The 19,886-nt window shown below is 70.4% G+C and carries 16 protein-coding genes; 7 read left to right on the top strand and 9 right to left on the bottom strand.

All coding sequences use genetic code 11. From position 1 onward, the window contains the following. Window positions 1-24: 24 nt before the first annotated feature. Together AB0K18_RS11765 and AB0K18_RS11760 are read left to right on the top strand one after the other, a co-directional pair. Window positions 25-924, top strand: coding sequence for an SDR family oxidoreductase (locus AB0K18_RS11765; protein ID WP_364913457.1), 900 nt, complete (start codon window positions 25-27; stop codon window positions 922-924). A gap of 1 nt (window position 925) precedes the next feature. Further along, window positions 926-1,744, top strand: a complete 819-nt coding sequence (locus AB0K18_RS11760) for a MaoC/PaaZ C-terminal domain-containing protein (RefSeq protein WP_364913454.1) — start codon at window positions 926-928, stop codon at window positions 1,742-1,744. Here the strand turns inward: AB0K18_RS11760 and AB0K18_RS11755 are convergent. Then, window positions 1,741-2,352, bottom strand: coding sequence for a TetR/AcrR family transcriptional regulator (locus tag AB0K18_RS11755; RefSeq protein WP_345388109.1), 612 nt, complete (start codon window positions 2,350-2,352; stop codon window positions 1,741-1,743). The two genes, AB0K18_RS11760 and AB0K18_RS11755, sit on opposite strands and share 4 nt — an antisense overlap. A gap of 91 nt (window positions 2,353-2,443) precedes the next feature. Here AB0K18_RS11755 and AB0K18_RS11750 point away from each other — a divergent pair, with 91 nt between their 5' ends. After that, window positions 2,444-3,616 (top strand): acyl-CoA dehydrogenase family protein, encoded by a 1,173-nt coding sequence (locus AB0K18_RS11750; RefSeq protein ID WP_364381314.1) that lies wholly within the window; start codon window positions 2,444-2,446, stop codon window positions 3,614-3,616. A gap of 5 nt (window positions 3,617-3,621) precedes the next feature. Further along, window positions 3,622-5,709, top strand: coding sequence for an acetate--CoA ligase family protein (locus AB0K18_RS11745; RefSeq protein WP_364913450.1), 2,088 nt, complete (start codon window positions 3,622-3,624; stop codon window positions 5,707-5,709). 113 nt (window positions 5,710-5,822) lie between these two features. Here AB0K18_RS11745 and AB0K18_RS11740 read toward each other — a convergent pair whose 3' ends face one another. The 3 genes from AB0K18_RS11740 to AB0K18_RS11730 form a co-directional block, all read right to left on the bottom strand. Then, on the bottom strand, window positions 5,823-6,950 hold the full coding sequence (locus tag AB0K18_RS11740; protein ID WP_364913447.1) for a thiolase: 1,128 nt from the start codon (window positions 6,948-6,950) through the stop codon (window positions 5,823-5,825). Then, window positions 6,947-7,354, bottom strand: a complete 408-nt coding sequence (locus AB0K18_RS11735; RefSeq protein WP_364913443.1) for a Zn-ribbon domain-containing OB-fold protein — start codon at window positions 7,352-7,354, stop codon at window positions 6,947-6,949. The genes AB0K18_RS11740 and AB0K18_RS11735 overlap by 4 nt, the downstream gene beginning before the upstream one ends. A 73-nt stretch (window positions 7,355-7,427) precedes the next feature. Further along, a complete protein-coding gene (locus AB0K18_RS11730; protein WP_364913440.1) occupies window positions 7,428-7,940 on the bottom strand; it encodes a VOC family protein in 513 nt (170 codons plus the stop codon). Between the two features lie 164 nt (window positions 7,941-8,104). On the opposite strand from AB0K18_RS11730, the gene AB0K18_RS11725 reads away from it, so the two are divergent. From AB0K18_RS11725 to AB0K18_RS11715, 3 genes are all read left to right on the top strand, one after another. After that, entirely contained in the window at window positions 8,105-9,424 is a 1,320-nt protein-coding gene (locus tag AB0K18_RS11725) for an MFS transporter (protein WP_364913437.1), read from the top strand. Further along, window positions 9,421-9,624 carry a hypothetical protein gene (locus AB0K18_RS11720; RefSeq protein WP_364913434.1) on the top strand — a complete coding sequence of 68 codons (204 nt, stop codon included), beginning with the start codon at window positions 9,421-9,423 and terminating at the stop codon, window positions 9,622-9,624. Before AB0K18_RS11725 ends, AB0K18_RS11720 begins: the two co-directional genes overlap by 4 nt. A gap of 63 nt (window positions 9,625-9,687) precedes the next feature. Further along, window positions 9,688-9,864: a hypothetical protein gene (locus AB0K18_RS11715; RefSeq protein ID WP_364913431.1), complete on the top strand. Its 177-nt coding sequence runs from the start codon at window positions 9,688-9,690 to the stop codon at window positions 9,862-9,864. A 258-nt stretch (window positions 9,865-10,122) separates the two neighbouring features. Here the strand turns inward: AB0K18_RS11715 and ettA are convergent, their stop codons facing one another. The 5 genes from ettA to AB0K18_RS11690 all read right to left on the bottom strand — a co-directional run bounded on the left by ettA (window position 10,123) and on the right by AB0K18_RS11690 (window position 19,686). Then, window positions 10,123-11,787 carry an energy-dependent translational throttle protein EttA gene (ettA, locus tag AB0K18_RS11710; protein ID WP_364913428.1) on the bottom strand — a complete coding sequence of 555 codons (1,665 nt, stop codon included), beginning with the start codon at window positions 11,785-11,787 and terminating at the stop codon, window positions 10,123-10,125. Between the two features lie 713 nt (window positions 11,788-12,500). Next, window positions 12,501-13,850, bottom strand: a complete 1,350-nt coding sequence (locus AB0K18_RS11705) for a GGDEF domain-containing protein (protein WP_364913425.1) — start codon at window positions 13,848-13,850, stop codon at window positions 12,501-12,503. An 815-nt stretch (window positions 13,851-14,665) separates the two neighbouring features. Beyond that, entirely contained in the window at window positions 14,666-15,325 is a 660-nt protein-coding gene (locus AB0K18_RS11700) for a single-stranded DNA-binding protein (protein WP_364913423.1), read from the bottom strand. A gap of 336 nt (window positions 15,326-15,661) precedes the next feature. After that, window positions 15,662-17,284, bottom strand: coding sequence for a GTP-binding protein (locus tag AB0K18_RS11695; RefSeq protein ID WP_364913420.1), 1,623 nt, complete (start codon window positions 17,282-17,284; stop codon window positions 15,662-15,664). Continuing rightward, window positions 17,281-19,686, bottom strand: coding sequence for a dynamin family protein (locus tag AB0K18_RS11690; RefSeq protein WP_364913417.1), 2,406 nt, complete (start codon window positions 19,684-19,686; stop codon window positions 17,281-17,283). The genes AB0K18_RS11695 and AB0K18_RS11690 overlap by 4 nt, the downstream gene beginning before the upstream one ends. Window positions 19,687-19,886: the final 200 nt, after the last annotated feature.

Here is a 19,886-nt window from a genome sequence, read left to right as displayed (position 1 = left end):
CCGGTCAAGGATTCGAGGTGTCGGATGAGCGGGATAGTCGAGGGCCGCGTGGTGATCGTCACGGGCGCGGCCAGGGGCATCGGACGGGGACATGCCCTGGAGTTCGCCAGGCAGGGCGCGAAGGTGGTGGTCAACGACCTCGGAGCGGAGGTGGACGGCACCGGCTCGTCGGGAGCGGCGGCCGAGGTGGTGGCGGAGATCGAGGCCATGGGCGGCCAGGCGATCGTCAACGGCGAGGACGTCTCCGACTTCGACGGCGCCGAGCGGCTGGTCCGCGCCGCCATCGACCACTTCGGCACGCTCGACGTGCTGGTCAACAACGCGGGCATCCTGCGCGACCGGATGCTGGTCAACATGACCGCGGAGGAGTGGGACGCGGTCATCAGGGTGCACCTGCGCGGCACGTTCGCACCCCTGCGCCACGCCGCCGCCTACTGGCGCTCGAAGGCCAAGGCGGGCGAGCAGGTGGACGCCCGCATCATCAACACGACCTCGTCCTCCGGCATCTACGGCAACCCCGGTCAGGGTAACTACGGCGCCGCGAAGGCCGGCATAGCGGGCCTGACCGTCATCGCCGCCAGGGAGCTGGAGCGCTACGGCGTGACGGTCAACGCGATCGCGCCCGCCGCGCTCACCCGCATGACCGAGAACCTGCTGCCGAAGGGCGCCACCGGCGCCGACCCCGACGACATCGCGCCGCTGGTGGTGTGGCTGTCCAGCGCGGAGGCCAGGAGCATCACGGGGCGGGTGTTCAACGTGCGCGGCGGGGTGATCAGCGTGGCCGAGGGCTGGCACGCGGGGCCCGGCGTGGACAAGGGCGGCCGCTGGGATCCGGCCGAGCTGGGCTCGGTCATCCCCGCGCTGGTCGAGAAGGCCGCGCCCAACGCGCTGACCAACGGCCGCGTCCCCGGACGGGAGGACTGACATGCCACTCGACCACAGCGTGATCGGTGTCGAGAGCGCGCCCCACGAGCGCACGTGGACGGCCAAGGACACCATGCTGTACGCGCTCGGCGTCGGCGCCGGCACCTCGGAGCTGGAGTTCACCACGGAGAAGGGGCAGCGGGTGCTGCCGACGTTCGCGGTGCTGGCCGCGCAGGCGCCGGGGCGGCGGCTCGGCGGCTTCGACCCGGCCATGCTGGTCCACGCCGAGCAGGGCTTCGAGCTGCACCGGGAGCTGCCCGCGGCGGGCGGCGTGCGGACCACCTCGAAGGTGACCGGCATCTACGACAAGGGCTCGGGCGCGCTGGTCACCTCCGAGGCCAGGGCCGTCGATCTCGACACCGGCGATCTGGTCATCTCGTCCTACAGCTCGGTGTTCATCAGGGGCGAGGGCGGGTTCGGCGGTGATCGGGGGCCGCGCGACTCCTGGGCGGCGCCGGACCGGGCGCCCGACCACAAGGTGACGTACTCGACGTATCCGGAGCAGGCGCTCATCTACCGGCTGTCGGGCGACTACAACCCGCTGCACAGCGACCCGGAGTTCGCCGCCAGGGCCGGGTTCGACCGGCCGATCCTGCACGGGCTGTGCACGTACGGGGTGACCGGCCGGGCGCTGCTGCACGCGGTGGCGGGCTCCGACCCGGCGCGCTTCAAGGCGATGTCGGGGCGCTTCTCCAGCCCGGTCTTCCCCGGTGAGCCGCTGACCGTCTCGATCTGGGCGGACGGCACGGACGTGCTGTTCAGGACAGCGAAGGACGACGGGACCGTGGTGATCGACCGGGGCCGCGCGACGATCGGCTAGCCCTCGCGCAGCTCCCTGAGGGGGTCGAGGCGGTGGATGAGCGTCACCGCCGCCTCGATCACCTCCTGCGCCTCCTCCTCGTTGTCGGAGGTGGCGACCTCGCGGGCGGCCTCGCCGATGATGCTGGTCAGCACGGCCACCGTGAACCGGTCGAGCGGGTCGCCGCCGGCGCCGAGCAGCACCGCGTTCTGGCGTACCCACTCGCGCCCGCGGGTGCGGCGGATCAGCTCGAAACCAGGAGGGCCGTCGCCGTCGATGAAGAGCCTGACCAGGTCGCGGCGCTCCCACGCGCCCGCGAGGTAGGCCCGCGCGCCCGCGATCAGCAGCTCGACCGGGTCGGTGACCCCCTCTTTCTTGGCCTTGGCCACGCTGGCGGCCGACGCCTGCTCGTGGGCGGCCTGGTGGTCCTCGTAGAGGGCGAGGAAGAGCTCCGTCTTGCCACCGAAGTGGTGGTAGAGGCTGCCCACGCTGGACCCGGCGCGGGCGACGACGTCGGAGACGTTGGAGTCGGCGAAGCCGTGCTCGCTGAAGACCTCACGGGCGGCCTGCAGCATGCTCTTGCGGGTCTGGGCCGTACGGCTCCACTCCCACGAGGACTTGCGTGCCATGCGCCTATCGTAGCGCGGCGAATTCTAGAATCCGATTCTTGACACTGGACGACATAGGCTAGAACCTCTTCCTAGAGAACGATTCTAGAAAATGCCCTGGGAGGCGGCTGTGGACTTCTCGCTCACCCCCGAGGAACGGCAGATCCGTGACACCGTCCGGTCCTTCATCGAGAAGGAGGTCATGCCGCTGGAGCCGGAGGTCCTGCGCAACGAGCGCGAGGGCCGCCCCGGCCTGGACGCCGACGTGCTGCGCGACCTGCGCGCCAAGGCCAGGAAGTCGGGCTTCTGGGGCATCAACACCCCCGAGGAGTACGGCGGCGCCGCCCTCGGCCCCATCATGTCCGCGATCATCGCCATGGAGATCGGCCGGACGTTCGTGCCGTTCTCGTTCGGCGGCAGCGCCGACAACATCCTGTACGCCGGCACCGACGAGCAGAAGCAGCGCTACCTCATCCCCACCATCGAGGGCGAGCGCCGCTCCTGCTTCGCCATCACCGAGCCCGGCGCCGGCTCCGACGCCCGCAACATCCGCACCCGCGCCACCCGCGACGGCGCCGAGTGGGTGATCAACGGCGAGAAGACGTTCATCACCGGCGGCAACGAGGCCGACTTCGTCATGGTCTTCGCCCTGGCCGAGGAGCACGGCGTCACCTGCTTCCTGGTGGACAGGGACATGGGCTGGACGTCCGAGCCGATCCCGACCATGGGCCAGTGGGGCCCCGCCTCGCTGGTGTTCCAGGACGTCCGGGTGCCGGAGGAGAACATCCTGGGCGAGCTGGGCAAGGGCTTCGAGCTGGCCATGCAGTGGATCGGCCAGGGCCGCTACATGATCCCCGCGCGCGCCATCGGCTCGTCCGAGCGCATGCTGCAGATGGCCATCGACTACGCCAAGATCCGCAAGTCGATGGGCCAGACCATCTCGAACTACCAGGCCATCCAGTGGATGATCGCCGACTCCCAGGTGGAGATCGAGGCCGCCAAGTGGCTCACGCTGTACGCCGCCTGGCAGGTGGGCCAGGGCATGGACGCCCGGCACGCCTCCTCCATCGCCAAGCTCAACGGCGCCGTCATGGCGAACCAGGTCGTGGACCGGGTGCTGCAGATCCACGGGGGCATGGGATACACCAAGGAGCTGCCGATCGAGCGGTGGTATCGCGAGCTGCGCCTGCTGCGCATCTTCGAGGGCACCGACGAGATCCAGCGGCGCACGATCGCCCGCAACCTGATCAAGGGGCACGCTCGGCTCGGCCTCATCGGAGAGTGAGGGGCATGTCCGTCCGCGAACTGTTCAACCCGCGCTCGATCGCCCTGGTCGGGGCGACGGACAAGTCCGGCTGGTCCATCAGCACGCTCGGCAACCTGCGCGCGCACGGGTTTCCCGGGCCCGTGCACCTGGTGAACCCCCGGGGCGGCGTGGTGCACGGCATGCCGGCGCACAAGAGCCTCACCGAGATCGCCGAACCCGTGGATCTCGCGTACGTGATGGTGCCCACCGCCTCCGTGCTGGGCGTGCTGCGCGAGGGCGCCAAGCTAGGCATCGGCTGCTACGTGATCCTCACGGCCGGGTTCGGCGAGTCGGGCGAGGAGGGGGCGCGGCTGGAGGCCGAGATCGCCGGGTTCGCCGTGGAACACGGGCTGACCATCCTCGGGCCCAACGGCAACGGCTACATCAACGCCGCCGCGGGCGTGACCCCGTACGGGCTGCCGATCCCGCCGCCGCTGCTGCGCGGCGAGGTCGGCGTGGTGCTGCAGAGCGGCGCGCTGGCCAGCTCGGTGCTCTCCTTCGCGCAGGCCCGCAACGTCGGCATCAGCCTGCTCACCTCCATGGGCAACGAGGCCGTCGTGAGCGTCACCGACGTCATCGACTACCTCGTGGACGACCCGGCCACCAAGGTCATCGCGCTGTTCCTGGAGACGATCAGGAACCCGGCCGAGTTCTCCCGGGTGGCGCGGCGGGCGCTGGAAGCGGGCAAGCCGATCGTGGCGCTCAAGATCGGCCGCAGCACGCTCGCCTCGCACACCGCCCAGGCCCACACCGGCGCGCTGGTGGGCGACGACGACGTGATCGACGCGGCGCTGCGCCAGCTCGGCGTGATCCGGGTGCGCTCGCTGGAGGATCTCATCATCACCGCGGGGCTGCTGGCCTCCAGCGGACCGCTGCCGGGGCCGCGGGTGGGCGTCGTGACGCCGTCGGGCGGCGCTTCGGAGATCATCGCCGACCGGGCCGAGGACGAGGGCCTGGAGCTGCCGGCGTTCGCGCCGGAGACGGTCGAACGGCTCAGGGACATCGTGCCGGCCTTCGGCACCGTGCAGAACCCGCTCGACGTCACCGGGTACGTGCTCATCGACCGCACACTGCTCGGCCGCGCGCTCGACGTGGTCACCGCCGACCCGAACATCGACCTCGTCATGCTGCTATCCGAGCCGCCCAAGCTCGCGCCCCCCGACCCGGCGCCCGTCCTGGCACAGTACACGGCCAGCGCCGAGCGCATCGCGGCCTCGCGGGTGCCGGTCGTGGTGGTGAGCAACGTGCTGACCGACGTGACCGCGTTCGGGCGGCAGGTGCAGCAGGAGACCGGGTTCCCGTATGTGGCGGGCGGGATCGAGCACGGCATGCACGCCATCGGGGCCGCCGTACGGTGGTCGCGGACGCGGGCCAGGGTGCTGTCCCGGCCCGAGCCCATCCCCCGCGCCGAAGGGACGCTGCGCCCGCCCGGCGCGCACGGGGTGTGGGCCGAGCACCGCGCCGCCGCACTGCTGGCCTCCTCCGGGCTACCGGTCGTGCCGTCCGACCTGGCCCGCTCGGAGGAGGAGGCGGTCGCCGCCGCCGGCCGGTTCGGCTATCCCGTGGTGCTCAAGGCCGCCGCCGAAGGGCTCGGGCACAAGAGCGACGTCGGCGGGGTCAGGCTGGGCCTCGCCGCCGAGGAGGAGGTGCGGCGGGCGTACCGGGAGGTGGTGGCCGCGGTGCCGTCGCTCGACGGCGTGCTCGTCCAGCCGCAGCGCGGCGGCGGGATCGAGCTGCTGGTCGGCGTCGTCCGCGACCCCGCCTGGGGGCTCACGCTGGCCGTGGGGCTCGGCGGGGTCTGGGTGGAGGTGCTGCGCGACACCGCGCTGCGGGTGCTGCCGGTGGACGCGGGCGAGGTGCGTACGGCGCTGGCGGAGCTGCGCGGCGCGGCCCTGCTGGACGGCGTGCGCGGCGGCCCCGCCGCGGACCTGGACGCGGTGGCGGACGTGGTGGCCCGCGTCGCTTCGTTCGCCGAGTCGCTGGGCGAAGGGCTGGAGTCCCTGGAGATCAACCCGCTGCTCGTCACCGGCTCCCGCGTCGAAGCGCTCGACGCACTGATCACCTGGCGCTGACCCCGCGGTCCGGGCGGCCCAGGGCCGGTTCACCGGTCCGGGTTCCCTGGTCCGAAGGATCCTTGCCCCTGGTTTCGTGGAGAGGGGCGCCCCCTCAGGCGCCCCTCTCCTGCTCAGGGCAGGCGGTTGGACAGGACGAGGGTGGCGGCCGAGGCGAACATGCCGCCGTTGCCCAGGACCACGCTCACCTCCACGCCGGGCACCTGCGCCGCCGCCTCGCCGCGCAGCTGGCGTACCGACTCCTGGATGGCGAACATGCCGTACATGCCGGTGTGCGTGTAGGACAGGCCACCGCCGTTGGTGTTGAGCGGCAGCCGGCCGCCCGGCGAGGTGTGGCCCTCCGCGATGAACGCCCCCGCCTCGCCGCGCCCGACGAAGCCCAGGTCCTCCAGGCCGTAGATGGGTACGTGGGCGAAGGCGTCGTACACCATGAGATGGTCCACGTCCGCGTGCGTGATCTTCGCCTCGGCGAAGGCCGCCTCGCCCGAGAGGCGGAAGCCCTTGGAGGTGGTGAAGTCCTCCATCTGGGAGATGATCGGCGACTCGGCCGCCTCCCCCGAGCCCAGCAGGTAGACCGGGGAGCGCCGGGCCCGCTCGGGCGTGGTGACGATCAGCGCGCCGCCGCCGTCGGTGACCAGGCAGCACTCCAGCAGGTGGAACGGATAGGCGACCAGGCGCGAGGCGAGCACGTCCTCGACCGTGATGAGGTCGCGGTACATGGCCCTGGGGTTGAGGTGCGACCAGCGCCGCTGCGCCACCGCGACCTCGGCGAGCTGCTCGTGGGTGAGGCCGGTCTCCTTCATGTAGCGCAGCGCGGTGATGGTGAACGACGTGGGCGGGCCGACCACCCCGTACGGCAGCTCGAACTGCCCGAGCAGCGAGTCGGGCCCCATGCCGTAGCGACCGGCCCCGACCCGCGAGCGCCCTGACTCGCCGTGCGTGATGAGCACGGTGTGGCACATGCCCGCCCTGATCGCGGCGGCGGCGTGCCGGACGTGGAAGAGGAACGACGACCCGCCCACGCCCGTGCCGTCCAGCCAGGCGGGCGTGACGCCGAGGGCGTGCGCGACCTGGATCGGGCCGGGCGTGCCGACCGTGGCGATGCCGTCGATGTCGTGGATGGTCATGCCCGCGTCGGCGAGGGCGTTCCTGGCGGCCTCCAGGTGGAGCTGCAACGTGGAGTGGCCGGGCAGGCGGCCCACCTCGTCGGTCTCGGCGGCGCCGGCGATCACCACGGTCATCGGGCACCTCCGGCCGGCTCGAACAGCGGCACGGTGACCTCACCCCGCCGCTCGAACACCACCTGCAGCTCCATGTCCAGGGGCAGGTTCTCGGGGACGTTCGGCACGCCCACGATGTTGGTCATCATCCGCACGCCCTCCTCCAGCTCCACGACGGCGATCGCGTACGGGGCCTCCTCCTCGAAGCCCGGCGCCGGACGGTGGTTGATGACGTACGAGTAGAGGGTCGCCCGCCCGCTGGCGCGGACCCATTCGACTTGGTCGCCGCCGCACCGGGGGCAGGTGGGGCGGGGGTAGAAGTAGTGGCGCTCGCAGGTGGTGCAGCGCTGGATCCGCAGCTCGCCCACGGCCGTCCCGTCCCAGAAGGGCTGGGTCTCCGGTGTGGGCTTAGGTGCCGGCTTCATCAGCCTCCCCAATCCTAGTTCTAGAATTCCACTCTAGATCTAAGTTCTGCCGCACCTCAAGAGCCCCTGATGCTCAGGGGCTGGGGATGCCGTTGCCGTTCCTGCCGCGGCCGGCCAGCACGTCCTCCAAGGCCGGGCGCTCCTCGGCCGGCTGGCGCGGCCCCGGCTGGGCGAGCTGGATGAGCACCCCGTGCGCCTCCTTGGGGTGCAGGAACACCTCCTGCCAGCGCGGATCCGACCGGTTGAGCCCGTGCAGCCGATAGCCACGCCCGGTCAGCCTGGCCACCGCCGCGCCGATGTCATTGACGTGGAAGTTGAGGTGGTGGACGCCGCCTCTGCCCCTGGTGAGCTCGAAGAAGCTGTCGAAGAACGTCGAACCGGCCAGCGGCTCCATCAGCTCGACCTTGCCGCCGTTGCCGTACGTGAGCTGCAGCGTGCGGTAGCCGGCCCGCAGGTTGTCGCCGCCGCCGCCGAGATGCCGGCCGCCCAGCAGGTCGCGGTAGATCGGCAGCAGGTCCCTGATCCGGGGCGCCGCCACGGCGGTGTGGTCGAAGTGTACGTCGAGGCCGTCCAGTTCCAGGTCCACGCGGGGGGCTCCTCGCTCTCGGCAATCCTAGAATTTCATTCTAGCCACGGACCCGGCCTCACACCCTTGACGGAGCCAGATGTGAGAGGCAGCATCGCAGAAATAGATTCTAGAGCTGTCTTCTAGAACTACACGGGGGTAAAGCTCGACCAGAAAGGTTGGCCATGAGGCTGTCCTACGTCCGTGAGCTCGACGAGTACCCGACCGGCGCCCGGCGCATGAAAATCCTCACGATGGCCGTGCTGGCCATCCTCATCGGCTCGTACGAAGGCCAGATCGCCCCCGTCGTGCCCCTGCTGCTCAAAGACCTCGACATGTCGCTGGCAACGTACGGCGCGGTGTCCGGCGGCGCCGCCGTGACCGGGGCCATCGCCTCCATCATCGGCGGCCGGCTCACCGACCGCCTGGGCCGGGTCAGGCTGCTCATCCCCCTCATGGCGCTGACGGCCGTCCTCTGCTTCACCATGACCCTCGTGCACAGCCCGCGCGACCTGCTGATCGCCCGGATCGCGCTGGCGTTCGTGGACGGCGTCGCCATGGCCAGCACCGCGCCGCTGATCCGCGACTTCTCGCCGCGCCTCGGCCGCGCCCAGGCGTTCGGCTTCTGGACGTGGGGGCCGGTCGGCGCCAACTTCCTCGCCGCCGCCGTCGCCGGATGGACGCTGCCCATCTTCAACGACTCCTGGCGCTCCCAGTTCGTCATCATGGGCTGCTTCTCGCTGGTCATCTCGATCGTCATCGCGTTCAACATCGCCGATCTCTCCCCCGAGCTGCGGGCCAGGATCCAGCACACCGAACGCGCCGCCAGCCAGGTCGTGGACCTCTCCAAGCCGCCGACCCTGCGCTCGCTGTTCAGGCGGCGCAACATCTGGGCCCACGTCATCGGCATCTCGCTGTGGCTCGTCCTCTACATCACGCTCTCGCTGTTCGGGCAGACCATGCTGGTCGGCGCGCTCGGCATCAGCAGCGCGGAGGCGTCCACGATCATGGCCGCCTTCTGGAGCCTCAACCTCATCACGCTCATCATCACCGGCCGCCTGTCCGACCGTACGCAACTGCGCAAGCCGTTCTCGCTCGGCGGCACCGTCGCCGCCGTCCTCGTCACCGCCTACCTCGCCGTCTCGCTCGGCCAGGAAGGCGTCTCCACCGGCCTGCTGATGGTGGTCGGCGCGCTGCTCGGCGGCTCGCTCGGCGTCGCCTACGCCCCCTGGATGGCCAACTACTCCGAGGACGCCGAGGACGCCGACCCTCGCCTGCAGGGCACCGCGTGGGGGCTGTTCGGCTTCCTCAGCAAGGGCATCGCGGTGGTCGGCCTGCTCCTCATCCCGCACGTCGTCGAGGCCACCAACTGGCAGACGTGGCTGTTCGTGGCGCTCGGCTGCCTCGTCCTGTTCATCCCCGCCATCCTGCTGTTCAATGGGCCCTGGCGGCGGCCCTCCCAGCCCGCTCCCACGCCGGTCGCCGTCGGGGAGGCGGAGGCATGACGAAGCTGTCCGACGTCGCGGAGTCCTCGCTGCGGCAGATCCGCGACCTCGACATCGACGACGTCGCGTACGTGCACCACGACCTCAAGCGCCTGCCCAGCTACACCGAGCTCTACAAGCGTTACCTGCGCCAGCGCTGGGACGTCTACGAGCTCGACTTCTCCCAGGACGCCGTCGACTGGCGCGAGCGCATGACTTAGGACGAGCGGGACGCGTTCGTCGGCATCTCGGCCGGCTTCCACCACGGCGAACGGCAGGCCGAGGTGGAGCTGCCGGTGTTCATGCTGGGCGGATCCTGGCACGAATTCCGTGCCGGCGCCGACCCCGGGCGGGTGGTGATGTATCGGGGGCTGCGGCTGGAGCGCGGGGACGTGCTGGCGTTCTTCCGCGTCATCTACTTCTTCATCGAATCCCTCGCCGCCCTCAGCAAAGTCCCCTGAATCCTGCCCGTCCTCCCCACCCTGACAACGAAGACCGCCCCCGCCCGAACCAGCGAACCCCACACCACCCGACACCCCTCGCGCAGCACGCCTGCGCCCGCCACCCCGCCACCCCGCCACCCCGCCTGACCGACGCCCGGCCTGACCGACGCCCGGAAACGCCGAAACCACCATTATCAGGCGAAATGTCGAGAAGCACCTGATAGTGGTGGTTTCGGCGGTTGAGTGCTTGCCTTGCGAAACCCGCGCCCGCGGGAATCAGTCGCGGTGGAGCTTGCGGTAGGTCACCCGGTGCGGGCGGGCCGCGTCGGCGCCCAGCCGCTCGATCTTGTTCTTCTCGTAGTCGGCGTAGTTGCCCTCGAACCAGAACCAGTTCGACCCTTCCTCCCAGGCCAGGATGTGGGTCGCGATGCGGTCGAGGAACCACCGGTCGTGGGAGGTGATCACGGCACAGCCCGGGAAGTCGAGCAGCGCGTTCTCCAGCGACGACAGGGTCTCGGTGTCGAGGTCGTTGGTGGGCTCGTCGAGCAGCAGCACGTTGCCGCCCTGCTTGAGGGTGAGCGCGAGGTTGAGCCGGTTGCGCTCGCCGCCCGACAGCACGCCGGCCTTCTTCTGCTGGTCAGGGCCCTTGAACCCGAACGCCGCGATGTAGGCCCGCGACGGCATCTCCACGTTGCCGACCTTGATGTGGTCGAGCCCGTCGGAGACGACCTCCCAGACGTTCTTGCTCGGGTCGATGCCGCCCCGGCTCTGGTCGGCGTACGAGATCTTGACCGTGTCGCCGATGATGATGGAACCCTCGTCGGGCGTCTCGCCACCGGTGATCATGCGGAATAGCGTCGTCTTACCGACACCGTTGGGACCGATGACGCCGACGATGCCGTTACGCGGCAGGTCGAACGTCAGCCCCTCCATGAGCAGCCGCTCATCGAAGCCCTTGGTGAGCTTTTCAGCCTTGATCACCGTGGTGCCCAGACGCGGGCCCGGCGGGATCTGGATCTCTTCGAAGTCGAGCTTGCGGTACTTGTCGGCTTCGGCGGCCATCTCCTCGTAGCGCTGGAGACGGGCCTTGCTCTTGGTCTGGCGGGCCTTCGGGTTGGACCGGACCCACTCCAGCTCATCTTCCAGGCGCTTCTTGCGCTTGGCGTCCTTCTGGCCCTCGACCTTGAGCCGCTGGGCCTTCATGTCGAGGTAGGTGGAGTAGTTGCCCTCGTAGGGGTAGCACCGGCCCCGGTCGAGCTCGAGAATCCAGGTGGCGACGTTGTCGAGGAAGTAGCGGTCGTGGGTGACGGCCAGCACGGTGCCCGCGTACTTCTCCAGGTGCGACTCCAGCCACTGCACGCTCTCGGCGTCGAGGTGGTTGGTGGGCTCGTCGAGCAGCAGCAGGTCGGGCGCCTCTAGCAGCAGCTTGCACAGCGCCACCCGGCGGCGCTCACCACCGGACAGCTTCGAGACGTCGGCGTCGGGCGGCGGGCAGCGCAGCGCGTCCATCGCCTGCTCGAGCTGGCTGTCGAGGTCCCACGCGTTGCGGTGCTCGAGCTGCTCCTGGAGCTTGCCCATCTCCTCCAGCAACTCGTCGCTGTAGTCGGTGGCCATCTGCTCGGCGATCTCGTTGTAGCGCTCGAGCATCGCCATCGTCTCGGCGACACCCTCCTGCACGTTGCCGAGGACGGTCTTCTCCTCGTTGAGCGGCGGCTCCTGCTGGAGCATGCCGACCGTGAAGCCCGGCATCAGCTTGGCCTCGCCGTTGGACGGCTGCTCCAGGCCGGCCATCATCCGGAGCAGCGTCGACTTCCCGGTGCCGTTCGGCCCCAGGACACCGATCTTGGCTCCGGGCAGGAACGACAGCGTGACGTCGTCAAGGACAACCTTGTCGCCGTGCGCCTTGCGCACGCGCTGCAGCGTGTAGATGTACTCCGGCATGCCATCTAGCTTAGGGGCTCCCAACCCGGGCTTCCGCCGCTCCCACTCGTCAACCCGACCAGCCACCACCCCAAGCCCCGGGCTGTCACCCCCGACATGCAAGAACACACCCTCTTGCGGGGAAGCAAGACCCAAGGGGCAACACAACCCTCCCCACCCCGCCCACCCAGATGCCCACGATCCCCCACCCCCACCCGCCGATGGCAGGGCGGCCGACGGACGGGCTTGCGGCGCGGCGGCGATCAGCGCGTGCTGCCGGAGCGGGCGCGCCACCGCACCCCAGTGTGGTGACCCCATGACCTCGGCGCCGCGCCCCTCCGGCGAGCCCATGACCCCGGCCCCGACTCCCCTCAGGGTGAGCCCACGACCCCGGTCCCTGTGGCCCCAGCCCGGTGATTCCATGACCCGGCCCCCGCGCCCCCAGCCTCCGAACCCCTCTCAACCCCAAGGCCGGGCCTCACCAGCCGACACGCGTGACGGCACCGCCCGGACCCTTTTCAGACCCGCCGGTGGCCGCCGTCCTGACAGCGCTGACACCACACGCCGCAAACAGCGCCGGCGACGGCACGACGGGGTGGGAAAGGGGACGCCCGCGGATGTCGGGTGAAGGGAAACGACGTGCGGATGCCGGACGGAAGGGAACGGGCGTGCGGATGCTGGACAAAAGGTAACGGGCGTGCGGATGTGGGGCGAGGGAAGGCCGGGTGGCCTGGTCAGGGGGTGGGGTCGGGGTCGCGGTCCTGGTTAGGCGCGGGGGTGGGGTCGGGGGGCGGGGTGGTGTCCGTAGAAAGGGGGTGGGGTGGCGGGGACGGGACGGCGGGGATGCAGACGCGGTCGCGGCCCAGCTCCTTGGCCCGGTAGAGCGCCAGGTCGGCGGCCGTCAGCAGGTCGATCAGGTCGTCACCGTGCACGCTCATCAACGCCACACCCGTCGAGACCGTGACCTTGACCAGGGTGTCCTCGACGGGGACGGCCATATGGCTGATGTGCACGCGCAGGCGTTCGGCGACACGGCGGGCCTCGTCGATGTCGGCGCCGGGCAGCAGCACCACGAACTCCTCGCCGCCGAACCGGCCCACCACGTCGTAGTCGCGCAACTGGCTGCGCAGCATGGACGCCACCCCGACCAGCACCTCATCGCCGACGAGATGGCCGTGAGCGTCGTTGACGCGCTTGAAGTGGTCGATGTCGATGATGAGGAGCGCCAGGGATTCGCCGGTGCGCCGCGCTCGTACGATCTCGGTGTCGGCCTCGCGCTGCCACGCGGCCGCGTTGAGCAGCCCGGTCTTGGCGTCCGTACGGGCGGCGGCCTGGAGTTGCGCGTGCAGGAGGCTGCGCTGCAACAGCACCACGGGCGGAAGCGCGAGCAGCAGCAGAGCCATGTTGAGCCCGCACGCGATCGAGACCGTGACGCCCAGGCACAGCTCGACGATGTCCAGCAGCACGCTTTCCCGGTCCCACAGCACCTCGCGCCACGTCATGTCGGGATCGGCGGTGTGGGCGGCGATGGCGATGAGCGCGATGTTGAGCACCGCGAAGAGCGCGGCGGCGGCCACCGCGAACATGATCGGCGCCCCACTCCCCTGGGACAGCACCGACGGGTCGGGGACGAACCAGTGGAACCCCAGGGACGCCGTGCACCCGGCGAGCCCGATGGCGGCCGAGCTGAACACCCGGCGATAGAGGACGGTGGCGCGTACCCGCACCTGGAGCAGGATCTGCAGCACGATGGGGGCGAAGAGCGCGTACACCGGCGGGAGGAGCAGCGCCACCGGCAGCCACCACGCCGACAGCAGGTCGCGCGACACTCCGGCGGGCATGCCGAGCCGCCTGGTCGCTTCGATGCAGACGGCGCCGCACGCCATGAGAGCGGCGAACGTCAGCGCGTCCCGCCACTGGAAGACGGTGAACGCCGAGAGCATGACGATCGCGACGAGATCAAGAGCGACGATCGCGCACAAGTAGCCGACCAGGGGGCGACGTTGCCCCAGCAATGGCCAGCGGTCGGTCAGTGTTGACACTCCGTCGCGAGGCTTGATCGAGGCGTGACTGGTCACCGCCATCTCGTCTCCTCTCAGACTAACGATGTGTAACACAATAATTGCGGAGTGTGCGATGTGCGATGGGAACCGATACGTTTGGCAATGACCACACCTGCTCAATTCGCGAGCGGGCCATGACGGACAGCCGCGCTGGAAAGGAGCAACCATGGTGCGGGGCGTGACCTGGACATGACAGGTGCTCTAGCCCACTGAGGCGGGCAACACACCATCGGCCGTCCCTCGGGGGCGTTCGCGAAATTCCGGCCGGTGCCCCCCTCCCCCTCCCGCCTCACCACCAGCCCCGTCACACCGCTCTAGCGGCACGCACCCCGCCTCCCCACCCCTCCCTCCCTCGCTCCCTCCCGCCCGGACTCCCTCCCGCCCGGACTCCCTCCGCCCAACTCCCTTTCGCCCGGCTCCCTCCCATCCGGCTCCCTCCCCCGCCCGATCCCCTTGCGCCCGGCTGCACCTCTCCCCCGGCCTCTCGCCCGTTCCCCTTTCCTGCTTGCGCGCGACGCGTGCGCGCCACCTCGGCGGCGTGGGGCTGGTGGCGACCTCAGTCGATGCCCGCTGCGGGCCAGGGACGGTGAGCGATGAGCGATGCGCGCCCGCCACCCGTTGGGGCGCGACCCGTGCAGGGTAAGCGCGCCCGCCACCCGTTGGGGTCTGCAGGGTAAGCCCGTCCGCCGTCCGTTGGACATGCGGGTGAGCGTGCCCGCTGTCCGTTGGGCGTGCAGGGTGGGCGCGGATGTCGGCGCGTTCCGCGATGTCCCGTGCCGCATGGTGGTCAAGGCCGGTGCGGCGCTGGCCTACGCGGCACGGGGCGAGGTTGCCTGTCAGGCGGCGGCGCGTTCTTCTGCTTCCGGGTGGTCTTCCTCCTCAGTCGCTGCCGTCCCCTCGGGGTCGGTTGCTGCCGTAGTGGCGGTCAGGATGCGGACTGTGTCGTCGTTGGGGCCCAGGGTGCGGACGAGGGTGTTGCCCGACCTGGTGTCCTGAGCCGGTGGCTGCGGCTGCTCCGGGTTCGCGGCGGTGAAACCGGGCATGGGGGTGCGGCTGGGGCGGGTGCCCATGGCCCAGTCGCGGGTCTCCTCGTCAAGCTTTTCGCGCATCTCCTTGCTCATGGGGCCGATGCCGCTGCGCTCGGGCTTGGTGAACGCTCCCGTGCCCCACCGCAGGTCGTGGCCTACGGCGCTGGCCTCGATCTCGGGCATGAAGCGGCGGTCTCCCTCGGTGCCGAACTCACGGATGCGGAGCTTGCCCGACACCACCACCGGCTGCCCCGCGCGTATGGAGGCCGCGACGTTCTCCCCGAGCGCACGCCAGCAGCGGACCGTGAAGCAGACCTTCTCGCCGTCCGTCCACTGGCCGGTCTTCCTGTCGAAGTAGCGGTGTGAGGTGAGGACCTTCAGCGAGGTGACCTTGGTGCCCTCGTCGAAGCTGTACTGCCTGGGCTCGGCTGCGACGTTACCGGTGAGCGTGATGTAGATGTCGTTCATCCCATGCCTCCCATGCGGCGGGCCCGCTGCCCGCGACCTGGGCAATACGGTGCCGCGGGAGAGTGGGGCCAGGGATGCCCGAACGGGGTTCTGTGGAGGAGAAGCCAGAACGGGCGCCGCCTGTGGATAAGGGGGCCCGTTCGCGATGGCGACACCGCAGGCGCCGGTCAATGGGCGCGGTGTCTCTGAGCGCTGAGCAGCGATGGTGGTGCCTGCACAAGCTGAGCAGCGGTGGTGGTGTCTCCACACCCTGAGCAGCGGTGGTGGTGGGACGTAAGAGCCGTCGCATGGAAAAGGCTGCCCGCTCGTACGAACGCGGGCAGCCTCCAACACCCCTCAGACGGACAAGTCCCGCATGGCCATGTAGAAGGCGTGGTGCCGTTTCAGCTCTTCCTCCACCGGCTCCACGACCATGGTCGCCGACACGGCCGCGACCCGCCGGCGCATCTCCCGTTCGAGACGCTCCCGCTCCCGCGAAGCGCCCAGCTCGACGAAGTTCCGGGAGGCGATGCCGGACAAAGCCCCCAACCCCAGGACGGACGCCATCATCAGCCCCACCCACGGCAACGTCGCACTGTCACCCAGGAGCTCCAGGGCATCCGGCAGTTGGCCGGGCATGAGCAGCCCGACAGCCAGCCAGGCGAGGCCGGCCACGAACGCCAGCACCAGCAGGTACTGCCAGACCCTGAGCACCCACCACCACACCGGTACGCGATCGAGCTGCGGCGCCACCTCGGCGAGATCCTCGGTGAGCGCCTGGGGCAACCCCCTGGACCGGCCACGAGCCGCCTTGTGGACGGCCGTCCGCCACACCGGATGCATGCCGCCGGACAGCCCGTCGGCCAGCGCCTGCACCGCGTTCGCCACCTCGGCCGACTGCGCGGTGACCGACGTCGTGCTGATACCGCGGATCTCCTCCGCCACGTCGTCGAGCTTGAGGCTCTTCAGCGGATCGGCACGGAACTTCCCCGCCCACCGCGGGTACGGCCACCCGACGTACCGGTTCGACCGTTCGGCGTACATGTTCTCCATGGCCTCGCCCACGGCAGGCACGCCCACCGCGTCGCACAGCGCGTCGGTGAGCCCCATGCGGCGGGCCTCGTCGACCGCGGACGGCGCCGACAGGGCCTCGCCCATCGGCATGGCCTGGCTGAGCTTCTGCTCCAGCCGCTGCAGGTCGGCTTCGAGCTTCTGGATGGCGGCCCTGCGCCGGGCGACCGCGGTGGCGATCACGCTCTTGAGGCTCTCGACGCCGCGGCCGGTGACGGCGGAGGTCGGTACGACGCTGGGGTGCTCGACGCCTTCCTTGCGCAGCAGGTCGTTGAGGTCGATGACCAGCTCGGCCAGCTCTTCCGTGGTCAGCCGGTCGGCCTGGTTGAGCGCGAACACGGTGACCGCGTCGTGCCCGGCCAGCTCCGTGACGTAGCGCCGGTGCGTGGACGCGTCGGCGTACTTCTGCGGGTCGAGCACCCACACCACCAGGTCGGCCAGCCCGATCAGCCGGTCGGCCTCGGTGTCGGTGAGCGCCCTGATCGAGTCGTGGTCGGGCAGGTCGAGCAGGATCAATCCGTGCAGCTGGCTGTCGCCCTTGTCGAGCGCGCTCGCCCGGGAGAAGCGGTGGCGCCACTGGATCTGCAGCCAGTCGAGCAGCGGCCCCGACCCGTCGAGCCCCCACACGCAGGCGTGGGTACGGGCGGTGGTGGGCCGGCGTACGCCGGTGGGCGACAGCTCCAGCCCCGAGATGGCGTTGAACAGCGACGACTTGCCGCTGCCCGTGCCGCCCGCGAGGGCGACGACGGTGTGCTCGGACGACAGCTTGAGCCGGTCGCCGGCGCGCAGCAGCAGCGCACTGGCCTCGTCGAGCAGCTTCTGGTCGAGCCGCCCCTGGCCCAGCTCCACCACTTTGGCGAGCGCGGACAGTCTCGGGGCGAGCCCCGGCCTGGTGGTCGTGGTGGTCATCGAGCGACCTCGAGGTTGTACGTAGCCTGGTAGAGGCGGGTTGCGACTGACTCGTCCGGAATGCCGGCGGAGTCGAGCGCCTTCACGTAACGCATGGCTTCCTCGTCGAAGAGCATGCCGATCCTGGCCCGGAGATCACTGAATGCCTTGGTGCCGATGCCGCGCAGGGACTCGGCGCCGAGCAGGGCGTTGACCAGCCGGTGCGGCACGCCCTCGCCGTTGCCCCCGCTGAACATGGCCACCATGAAGATCAGGGCGAGCGACTCGGGGTCGAACGAGACGATCTTCGACACCGAGCGCTTGGCCACACCCTCCGTGCGCACCAGCTCGCCCAGGTGCTCCTGCCAGGACGCGATCGCCCGGCCGGTGTGGCGTACGAGGTCGTCCGACGGCCTGTCGAGGTCCTCCCCGAGCTTGACCCCCAGCTCCGAGCGGTGCCGCCAGCGCGCCGCCACCTCCTTCGAGGCGCGGTTGGCCGCGGCGACGATCACCGACTCGAGCCCCGACCTGATCGCCGCCTTGAACGCCAGCACCCGCTCCGGCGCCTGCCTGGCCGCCCTGCCGCGCCTGCGCAGGTGCAGCGCGCGCATCAGGTCGCCGGAACCGGCGAAGTCCTGCCAGCGGGCCAGCACCTCGCCGTGCAGCAGCGAGCCGTTCTTGGACGCCTTGTCGATGTCGCTCAACGCGCTCAGGAACGCCGCCTCGACGTCGCCGCGCAGCTCCGCCCTGATCGCGGCCCCCGCCTCCAGGTGCTTGGCCAGCGCGGGCACGCGGGTGCGGAAGCTGTTGAGCACGCCGTTCAGCGTCTCGCGTACGGCCGCCGCCCGCCTGGCCTCGTCGACCGACAGCTCCGCCAGCCACAGCCGCAGCTCCGTGACCTCGCTGTCGGGCAGCCTGCCGTCGGACACCTTCGACTCGTGGATGACGAACCGCTCGATGTCGCCCAGACCGTACTCGGTCAGCATGCGGACGAAATGCTTGAGCACTACGTCGGCGGACTTGTCGGGCACCCGGGACAGGACGATCGCCAGCCGGGCCCCGCGCTCCTTGGCCAGGCGCAGCACGTTCCAGGCCGGCGCGTCGGCGTAGCGGGCGGCCGTCGTCACGAAGATCCACAGGTCGGCGGTGTCGAGCATGCGGCGGGCGATCTCGTGGTGCTCCTCGACCACCGAGTCGATGTCGGGGGTGTCGAGCAGCGCCACGCCCTGCGGCAGCTTCTCCGTCGGGGCGATGACCACGCTGTCCAGGCCCGCCTCAGGGGTCGGCTTGTCGAGCCGCTCGAGGCCGCCCAGCAACTCGCCCTCCGCGAACCACTTGTGGTCCTCCGGATGGCAGACCAGCACGGGGGTGCCGGTGGTCGGGCGGCGTACGCCCGTGCGCGAGACGTTCTTCTCGGCCAGGCTGTTGACCAGCGTGGACTTGCCCGCGCCCGTCGAACCGGCCACCACGATCAGGGCCGGGGCCGTGCTCGTCTTGATCCTCGGGACGACGTAGTTCTCCATCTGGGCCAGCAGGGCCGCCTGCGCCTGCCGCGCCTCGGCCGACCCTGGCAGGTCGTCGCAGAAGCGCACGTCGGCGATGCTCTCGCGGAGGACGTTCAGGGCCGTCGTGAGCGCCTCGACCGTCTCGGGCGGCAACTCCTCGACCCGCTCACCGGGCCCGGGCGGCGACACCTCCGGCCACCCGGCCTCGCCCCCATCCTCCTGAGCGTCCTTGGCCTGGGTGTCCTCGGCCTCAGCCCGCTCGCCGTCGTCAGCGGACTCGCCGTCCTCCGAGGGCTCGCCGGAAACGGCCTGCTCGCCGTCCTTCGGCTGCTCGCCGGAGGTCTGCTCGCTCTGGGACTGCGGCTCGGACGCGGCGGGCCCGGAGGTTTCCGGCTTTCCGGCTTCATCCGCACTCACCGGCTCATCGGGCTGCGGAGCATCCTGTACGTCACCGGCGTCGGCCGACGGGGACGGCTGTTTGCCCACCGGTGGCTGCCGCAGCACGGCCGGCTTCTCGAAGAGCGAGGGACGCCCCGAGGAAGGCTCAGAGGACGCCGCGGGCACGTCGATGGACGGGAACGACGGCCAGTCGAGCGACGGGAGCGACGGTTCGTCCGTGGACCGACGGGACGGCCCATCGCTGGACGAATAGGGCGGCGCGTCCGTGGACGGGTACGAAGGCCCGTCCGTGGACGCGAAGGACGGCCTGTCACCGGGCGCGGGCTCTCGGAGAACGGCCGGCTTCTCGAACATCGACGTGCGCCCCGAAGGCGGCTCGGGCTGCTGCTCGACCTTGCGCGCCGGACGGAACGCCCACGAGGTCCCGTCATCGGCCGCCGAGCCCTCGGCAGGGGACGACCGGCCGGGCGCCGGGAACTCACCCGAGGGGTTGTCGGTGGCAGGAGGGTTTCGCAACACGGCGGGCTTCTCGAACATGGAAGGTCTGGGGGACGAAGGCTTCTCGAAGAGCGAAGGCCGGCGCCCGCCCTGCTCCTCGGACGCAGAGGCATCGGCATCCACCCGCTCACCAGATCCCGACGCAACGGCATCCGCCCGCTCACCAGATCCCGGTGCCAGGACATCCGCCCGCTCACCAGATCCCGACGCAACGGCATCCG

The sequence above is a fragment of the Nonomuraea sp. NPDC049421 genome, assembly GCF_040677005.1.
GTDB classification, from domain to species: domain Bacteria; phylum Actinomycetota; class Actinomycetes; order Streptosporangiales; family Streptosporangiaceae; genus Nonomuraea; species Nonomuraea salmonea.
Note: the sequence above shows the minus strand (reverse complement) of the source record. Positions and strands in the feature narration are given on the sequence as shown.

Excerpts from the sequence above, each read along its gene's own strand:
- AB0K18_RS11695 (WP_364913420.1), bottom strand. The coding sequence starts at position 17,284 with ATGACCACCACGACCACCAGGCCGGGGCTCGCCCCGAGACTGTCCGCG.
- AB0K18_RS11720 (WP_364913434.1), top strand. The coding sequence starts at position 9,421 with ATGACGAAGCTGTCCGACGTCGCGGAGTCCTCGCTGCGGCAGATCCGC.
- AB0K18_RS11735 (WP_364913443.1), bottom strand. The coding sequence starts at position 7,354 with ATGAAGCCGGCACCTAAGCCCACACCGGAGACCCAGCCCTTCTGGGAC.
- AB0K18_RS11755 (WP_345388109.1), bottom strand. The coding sequence starts at position 2,352 with ATGGCACGCAAGTCCTCGTGGGAGTGGAGCCGTACGGCCCAGACCCGC.
- AB0K18_RS11700 (WP_364913423.1), bottom strand. The coding sequence starts at position 15,325 with ATGAACGACATCTACATCACGCTCACCGGTAACGTCGCAGCCGAGCCC.
- AB0K18_RS11705 (WP_364913425.1), bottom strand. The coding sequence starts at position 13,850 with ATGGCGGTGACCAGTCACGCCTCGATCAAGCCTCGCGACGGAGTGTCA.
- AB0K18_RS11760 (WP_364913454.1), top strand. The coding sequence starts at position 926 with ATGCCACTCGACCACAGCGTGATCGGTGTCGAGAGCGCGCCCCACGAG.
- AB0K18_RS11765 (WP_364913457.1), top strand. The coding sequence starts at position 25 with ATGAGCGGGATAGTCGAGGGCCGCGTGGTGATCGTCACGGGCGCGGCC.
- AB0K18_RS11740 (WP_364913447.1), bottom strand. The coding sequence starts at position 6,950 with ATGACCGTGGTGATCGCCGGCGCCGCCGAGACCGACGAGGTGGGCCGC.
- AB0K18_RS11745 (WP_364913450.1), top strand. The coding sequence starts at position 3,622 with ATGTCCGTCCGCGAACTGTTCAACCCGCGCTCGATCGCCCTGGTCGGG.
- AB0K18_RS11725 (WP_364913437.1), top strand. The coding sequence starts at position 8,105 with ATGAGGCTGTCCTACGTCCGTGAGCTCGACGAGTACCCGACCGGCGCC.
- AB0K18_RS11750 (WP_364381314.1), top strand. The coding sequence starts at position 2,444 with ATGCCCTGGGAGGCGGCTGTGGACTTCTCGCTCACCCCCGAGGAACGG.
- ettA (WP_364913428.1), bottom strand. The coding sequence starts at position 11,787 with ATGCCGGAGTACATCTACACGCTGCAGCGCGTGCGCAAGGCGCACGGC.